We start from the raw sequence: 6,394 nt of genomic DNA, 5'->3' as shown, positions 1-6,394 counted from the left end.
AAAGGATCGTCCTTGTGGCGGGGGTCTATAACCAGCTTTACACTAATACCTCCGCCGCTACCATGGGTTCGCCATGTCGACATTAGATGAAGAAGCTCGCCGCTAATACTACCGTATCGAGTACACGATCGCACTGGAAATTCGGCCCCTGTCTGCTCCCGAAGCCGCAGGCCAGGAAGTGTTGCAGGATGCTTCCCCGCTGTTCAACCTGCTCAGCGAACTGCACCTGAGCGAATTCGAGTCGCAACACCTGTTGCGCCAGATCAGCGAGCGTGACCGGGCTATTGCCGCGTTCCTGAAATCGCAGAACAAACGCATCGACCTGCTCAGCCAAGTGGTCGCCCTGACCGTGCTCGGCCAGATCGGCGAGCCACAGCCGGTGATCATCTCCGAGGGCGGGATCGACTTCCAGCACCCGACGCCGATTGCCACCGGCGCACACCTGTCGGTGAAACTGGTGCTGATGCCGCAAGCGCTGGGCCTGTTGCTGCGCGCGCGTGTGACCCATTGCGATAGCAAGGGCGACGGTTATGACGTCGGCACCGAGTTCGAACACCTGACCGACGCCCAGCGCCAGCTGCTCGCCCGCTATATCTTGCAAAAGCAGGCCCAGGAACGACGCCTGGCCCGCGAACAAAACGAATCAGGCATTTAATTTAAGGAAGAACCGTGACCCTCATCTACGGCCACCGCGGCGCCAAGGGCGAAGCACCGGAAAATACCCTGAGCAGTTTTCAGGAATGTCTCAAGCACGGCGTGCGCCGCTGCGAACTCGATCTGCACCTGTCCAAGGACGGCGAGTTGATGGTCATCCACGACCCGACCCTCAAGCGCACCACCGACCGCCGTGGCAAAGTCGTTGAGCACACCGCCGCCGATCTGGTGACCTACGACGCGCGCAAGGGTGGCCCGGGCTGGATCAAACCGTGTCCGATTCCGACACTGGAAGAACTGTTCGAAAAGTGTGATTTCGAGCACTGGCAGCTGGAAGTCAAAAGCGCTTCACGCACCCGCGCAGCAACTACGGTGCTGGCGATTCGGGAGATGGCCCAACGGCACGGCCGGCTCGACAAGGTGACGATCACCTCGAGTTCGCGGGAAGTGCTGAAAGCGGCGCTGGATCTGGTGCCGGATGTGTCGCGCGGACTGGTTGCCGAGTACGCCTGGCTAGACCCGTTGAAGGTCGCGGCCAGTTATGGCTGTGAGATTCTCGCGCTGAACTGGACGCTGTGTACGCCGGAACGCCTGCAGAAGGCCCAGCGTCAGGGGCTGCATGTGTCGGTATGGACCGTCAACGAGCCTGCGCTGATGCGCAGACTCGCCGACTTCGGCGTTGACAGCCTGATTACAGACTTTCCCGGTTTGGCCACTGCCACGCTCGAGAATTGCTGAAATCGGTCTCCCCGGCCGGCTCAGGCCACCGGCCGGAGCCCGTCAAAAAAGCCGATTGAGGCCGTCGTACGCCGCTACCCGATAGGCTTCAGCCATGGTCGGGTAGTTGAACGTGGTGTTGACGAAATACTTCAGCGTGTTCAGCTCGCCCGGCTGGCTCATGATCGCCTGACCGATGTGCACGATCTCCGACGCCTGATAACCGAAGCAGTGAACGCCCAGCACTTCCAGGGTTTCGCGGTGGAACAGGATCTTCAGCATGCCTTGCGGCTCACCGGCGATCTGCGCACGCGCCATGCTCTTGAAGAAAGCTTTGCCGACTTCGTACGGCACTTTGGCCTGGGTCAGCTCCTGCTCGTTCTTGCCGATCGAGCTGATCTCCGGAATGGTGTAAATGCCGGTCGGCACGTCATTCACAAAGCGCCAGCTACCGTTATCGACAATGCTGCCAGCAGCCGAACGACCCTGGTCGTGGGCGGCACTGGCCAGGCTTGGCCAGCCAATCACGTCACCGGCACCGTAAATATTCGGTACGCAGGTGCGGTAAGCCTCGTCGACTTCAATCTGGCCACGGCTGTTGACCTTGACGCCGATGTTTTCCAGACCCAACTGGTCGGTGTTACCGGTACGACCGTTGCACCAGAGCAAGGCGTCGGCCTTGATCTTCTTGCCGGACTTCAGGTGCAGGATCACACCGTTGTCGACGCCTTCAACGCGATCGTAATCTTCGTTGTGGCGCACGGTGATGTTGTTGTTGCTGAAGTGGTAGCTCAACGCCTGGGAGATTTCCGAGTCGAGGAAGCTCAGCAACTGACCACGGTTATCGACCAGCTCGACCAGCACACCCAGACCGCTGAAGATCGACGCGTATTCGCAACCGATCACGCCGGCGCCGTAAACGATCAGTTTGCGCGGTGTGTGGCCGAGGCTGAGGATGGTGTCGCTATCGTAGATACGCGGGTGGTGGAAATCGATGTCCGCCGGACGATAAGGACGCGAGCCAGTGGCGATGATGATGTGCTTGGCCACCAGTTTTTCGACCACGCCGTTGGCGCAGACCACTTCGATGGTTTGCTCGTCGGCGAAGCTGCCGGTACCGAAGAACACGTCGACACGGTTACGAGCGTAGTAGCCGGTACGCGAGGCGACTTGTTTGGAAATGACTTTCTCGGCGCTTTTCAACACGTCCGGGAAGGAGAACCAGCGTGGCTCGCCGATCGCCCGGAACATTGGGTTGGTGTTGAACTGCATGATCTGCCGCACCGAGTGACGCAGTGCCTTGGACGGAATGGTGCCGAGGTGGGTGCAGTTGCCGCCGACCTGGCGACGGCTGTCGACCATCGCGACCTTGCGCCCTGCTTTGGCGGCGTTCATTGCCGCGCCTTCTCCCGCCGGGCCGGAACCCAGCACCACCACGTCGTAGTTGTAGACAGCCATGCGTACTCCTCAGAACAGGCCGCGGTGCCAGCAGCACCGGCGGCTAAATCACGCCGAACGGCGGCGCGAAGGAACAATTGGGGGTCAATCAAGAACCCGGACACAGTCTATAGAAGCGTCAACGCCGCGCACATTAACCCTTGGTCGCGTCGTAGGCTACTTTTGCCTGCACTACAACGCCAGCTTTCGTATTGTTCTCAGTCAGTTTTTGCGCCACTGAGGCGTTCGAAAGCCGCACTGGTGCGGATCACAAAACCTGTATCGGCACGAATCACAAAGAATGCACCAATGTCATGTTTTTCGGCGTAGCCCCACGCCCTTTCCGGCCCGAGAATCATCAGCAGCGTCGATAGTCCATCGGCCATCAACGCTGAAGGATGAATCACCGTGACTGACGCCAGGTTGTGTAGGACAGGTGCACCGGTGCGCGCATCGAAGGTGTGGGAATAGCGCCGGCCATCCTGCAGGAAATAGTTGCGGTAATCGCCGGAGGTGGAGACGCCGTAGCCGTCGACATTAATGGTGCGCTCGGCGATTTGCTGATCGTCGCGGGGCTCTTCCAGGGCGATACGCCACACTGAACCGTCGAGCTTTCGGCCCTTGGCCTTCAATTCGCCGGTGGCTTCGGCGAGGTAATCGTGGATGCCCAGTGCATCGAGCCGGGCGGCCATTGTATCGACGGCATAACCGGCGGCGATGCTGTTGAAATCGACTTCGACGGCGGCGTCCTTGCACAGTTGACTGCCATCGATGTGCAGATGCTGATGACCGACGCGCTGCAGCACCGCGGCCAGTGCGGCGGCGCTCGGGACTTTTTCTTCGCGCCCTTGCGGCCCAAACCCCCACAGATTCATCAGCGGTTCGACGGTGAGATCGTAGGAACCTTCACTTTTCACGGACAGCTGTTCGCCGACGCGGACCAATTCGAGCACCGAGGCGGGCATGATCTGACAGCTGTTGGCGGGCAAGGCGTTGAAGCGCTCGATATCCGAATCGTTGCGGTAAGTCGACATCTGCCGGTCTACTTCAGCGAGGATACCCTCCACTTCGCCGCGAACTTGCGCCGAATCAGCTAGACCGGCGTGGCGCACGTATTTGATCGACCACGTGCTGCCCATGGTCGGGCCACCAAAACTTTCCATCGAATCGCCGTTGCCGCAGCCGGACAATACGGCGACCAGCATCACAACACCCAGCCAACGTCCAGTGAACAATTATTCATCTCCCTGCAAAACCACGACGGCCATTATGGATTAAAGGGCCCGCTCGCTCCCAACGGATGCTACGCGTTTATAAAAATCCAATAATGAGTAACTGAACATGTCCACCACCACGGGCAAAGGCAAAGCGATTTTTCGCGTTGTCAGCGGCAACTTCCTCGAAATGTTCGACTTCATGGTCTACGGCTTCTACGCCACGGCCATTGCCAAGACCTTCTTCCCGGCCGACAGCGCCTTCGCTTCCCTGATGCTTTCGCTGGCCACTTTCGGCGCCGGCTTTCTGATGCGGCCGCTGGGGGCGATTTTCCTCGGCGCCTACATCGACCGTCATGGCCGTCGCCAGGGCCTGATCATTACTCTGGCGTTGATGGCTGCCGGCACGGTGCTGATCGCCTGCGTTCCGGGCTACGCCACTCTCGGCGTTGCCGCACCGCTGATCGTACTGTTTGGCCGCTTGCTGCAAGGTTTCTCGGCGGGCGTGGAGCTGGGCGGCGTGTCGGTGTACCTGGCAGAGATTGCCACACCGGGACGCAAGGGCTTTTTCGTCAGCTGGCAGTCCGCCAGTCAGCAAGCGGCCGTGGTCTTTGCCGGATTGCTCGGGGTCGGTCTCAACCATTGGCTGAGTCCGGAACAGATGGGCGACTGGGGCTGGCGCGTGCCGTTCCTGATCGGCTGCATGATTGTGCCGGTGATCTTCGTTATTCGCCGCTCGCTGGAAGAAACCCCGGAATTCCAGGCGCGGAAACATCGCCCTACCCTACGGGAAATTGTCCGTTCGATCGGTCAGAACTTTGGCATCGTCATCGCCGGCATGGCGCTGGTGGTGATGACCACGGTGTCCTTCTACTTGATTACCGCGTACACCCCGACGTTCGGCAAGGCTGAGCTGCACTTGTCTGACTTCGATGCGTTGCTGGTGACTGTGTGTATCGGCCTGTCGAACTTCTTCTGGCTGCCGGTGATGGGCGCAGTTTCCGACAAGATCGGGCGCAAACCCCTACTGCTGGCGGCGACGATTCTGGCGATTCTTACCGCTTACCCGGCGCTGTCGTGGCTGGTGGCGAATCCGAGCTTCAGCCATTTGCTGATCGTCGAGTTATGGCTGTCGTTCCTCTACGGCTCGTACAACGGCGCGATGGTGGTGGCACTGACCGAGATCATGCCGGTGGAAGTGCGTACGACCGGCTTCTCGCTGGCTTACAGCCTGGCGACGGCAACGTTTGGCGGGTTTACGCCAGCGGCGTGTACTTACCTGATCCATGTGCTGAACAACAAGGCTGCGCCGGGGATCTGGCTGAGTGGCGCGGCGGTGTTGGGGTTGATTGCGACGCTGGTACTGTTTCGTGGCAACAAGCATGAACTGCGCACGGCGCAAGCAGCCATCCCCGGCGGTGCCCGATAGGACGCCTTCGGGAGCAAGCCCCCTCCCGCAGGAGAATGCACTCCAATCGTAGGAGGGGGCTTGCTCCCGAAGAGGGCATAAAGCAAAGATCGCAGCCTTCGGCAGCTCCTACAGAATCAAATGCGATATCCTGTAAGAGCTGCCGCAGGCTGCGATCTTTTGATCGTCCCCAAACAAAAACGCCCCGACCAAAGTCGGGGCGTTTTCATGTGCAGCTAAGGCTTAGCGCGGGAATGCTGGCGGGTTTACCCCGGCCATGTCTTCCATCACGCGGATCACCTGGCAGCTGTAACCGAACTCGTTGTCGTACCAGACGTACAGAACAACGCGGTTATCCTGGGTGATGGTCGCTTCAGCGTCGACCACACCGGCGTGGCGCGAACCAACGAAGTCGGTCGAAACCACTTCCTGCGAGTTAACGAAGTCGATTTGCTTGTGCAGATCGGAGTGCAGCGCCATGTAGCGCAGGTACTCGTTCATCTCTTCACGGGTAGCGGCTTTCTCAAGGTTGAGGTTGAGAATGGCCATCGACACGTTTGGCGTCGGCACACGGATCGCGTTACCGGTCAGCTTGCCGGCCAGCTCAGGCAGGGCCTTGGCAGCAGCGGTGGCAGCACCGGTCTCGGTGATTACCATGTTCAGCGCAGCGCTACGACCACGGCGATCGCCCTTGTGGAAGTTGTCGATCAGGTTCTGGTCATTGGTGAAGGAGTGGACGGTTTCGACGTGGCCGTGGACCACGCCGAACTTGTCGTTGATGGCCTTCAGGACCGGGGTGATGGCGTTGGTGGTGCACGACGCCGCGGAGACGATGGTGTCCGAATCCGTGATGTCGCTGTGGTTGATGCCAGGCACGATGTTCTTCAGCTCGCCCTTGCCCGGAGCGGTCTGCAGGACGCGGGCCACACCCTTGCTCTGCAGGTGCTGCGAAAGACCCTCGGCG

The 6,394-nt window shown here is 59.9% G+C and carries 6 protein-coding genes; 3 read left to right on the top strand and 3 right to left on the bottom strand.

The window, feature by feature from the left end:
* The first annotated feature begins 115 nt into the window (after window positions 1-115).
* Window positions 116-655, top strand: a complete 540-nt coding sequence (locus tag ACIPZE_RS16010) for a PilZ domain-containing protein (protein ID WP_400773951.1) — start codon at window positions 116-118, stop codon at window positions 653-655.
* Between the two features lie 14 nt (window positions 656-669).
* On the top strand, window positions 670-1,392 hold the full coding sequence (locus ACIPZE_RS16005; protein ID WP_400773795.1) for a glycerophosphodiester phosphodiesterase: 723 nt from the start codon (window positions 670-672) through the stop codon (window positions 1,390-1,392).
* A gap of 42 nt (window positions 1,393-1,434) precedes the next feature.
* Here the strand turns inward: ACIPZE_RS16005 and sthA are convergent, their stop codons facing one another.
* Together sthA and ACIPZE_RS15995 are read right to left on the bottom strand one after the other, a co-directional pair.
* Complete coding sequence (gene sthA / locus ACIPZE_RS16000) at window positions 1,435-2,829, bottom strand: Si-specific NAD(P)(+) transhydrogenase (RefSeq protein ID WP_064117858.1); 1,395 nt, start codon at window positions 2,827-2,829, stop codon at window positions 1,435-1,437.
* Between the two features lie 197 nt (window positions 2,830-3,026).
* Window positions 3,027-4,013: an FAD:protein FMN transferase gene (locus tag ACIPZE_RS15995; protein WP_400773948.1), complete on the bottom strand. Its 987-nt coding sequence runs from the start codon at window positions 4,011-4,013 to the stop codon at window positions 3,027-3,029.
* Window positions 4,014-4,149: 136 nt separating this feature from the next.
* Between ACIPZE_RS15995 and ACIPZE_RS15990 the strand changes: the two genes are divergently transcribed.
* A complete protein-coding gene (locus tag ACIPZE_RS15990) occupies window positions 4,150-5,451 on the top strand; it encodes an MFS transporter (protein WP_400773793.1) in 1,302 nt (433 codons plus the stop codon).
* Between the two features lie 222 nt (window positions 5,452-5,673).
* On the opposite strand, the gene ACIPZE_RS15985 is transcribed toward ACIPZE_RS15990, so the two are convergent.
* Window positions 5,674-6,394, bottom strand: a 721-nt coding sequence (locus ACIPZE_RS15985; RefSeq protein ID WP_400773791.1) for a glyceraldehyde-3-phosphate dehydrogenase, incomplete at its 5' end; no start/stop codon positions are given.

This window comes from Pseudomonas sp. NPDC089741, assembly GCF_044748825.1.
In the GTDB taxonomy this organism is placed as follows: Bacteria; Pseudomonadota; Gammaproteobacteria; order Pseudomonadales; family Pseudomonadaceae; genus Aquipseudomonas; species Aquipseudomonas helmanticensis.
Note: the sequence above shows the minus strand (reverse complement) of the source record. Positions and strands in the feature narration are given on the sequence as shown.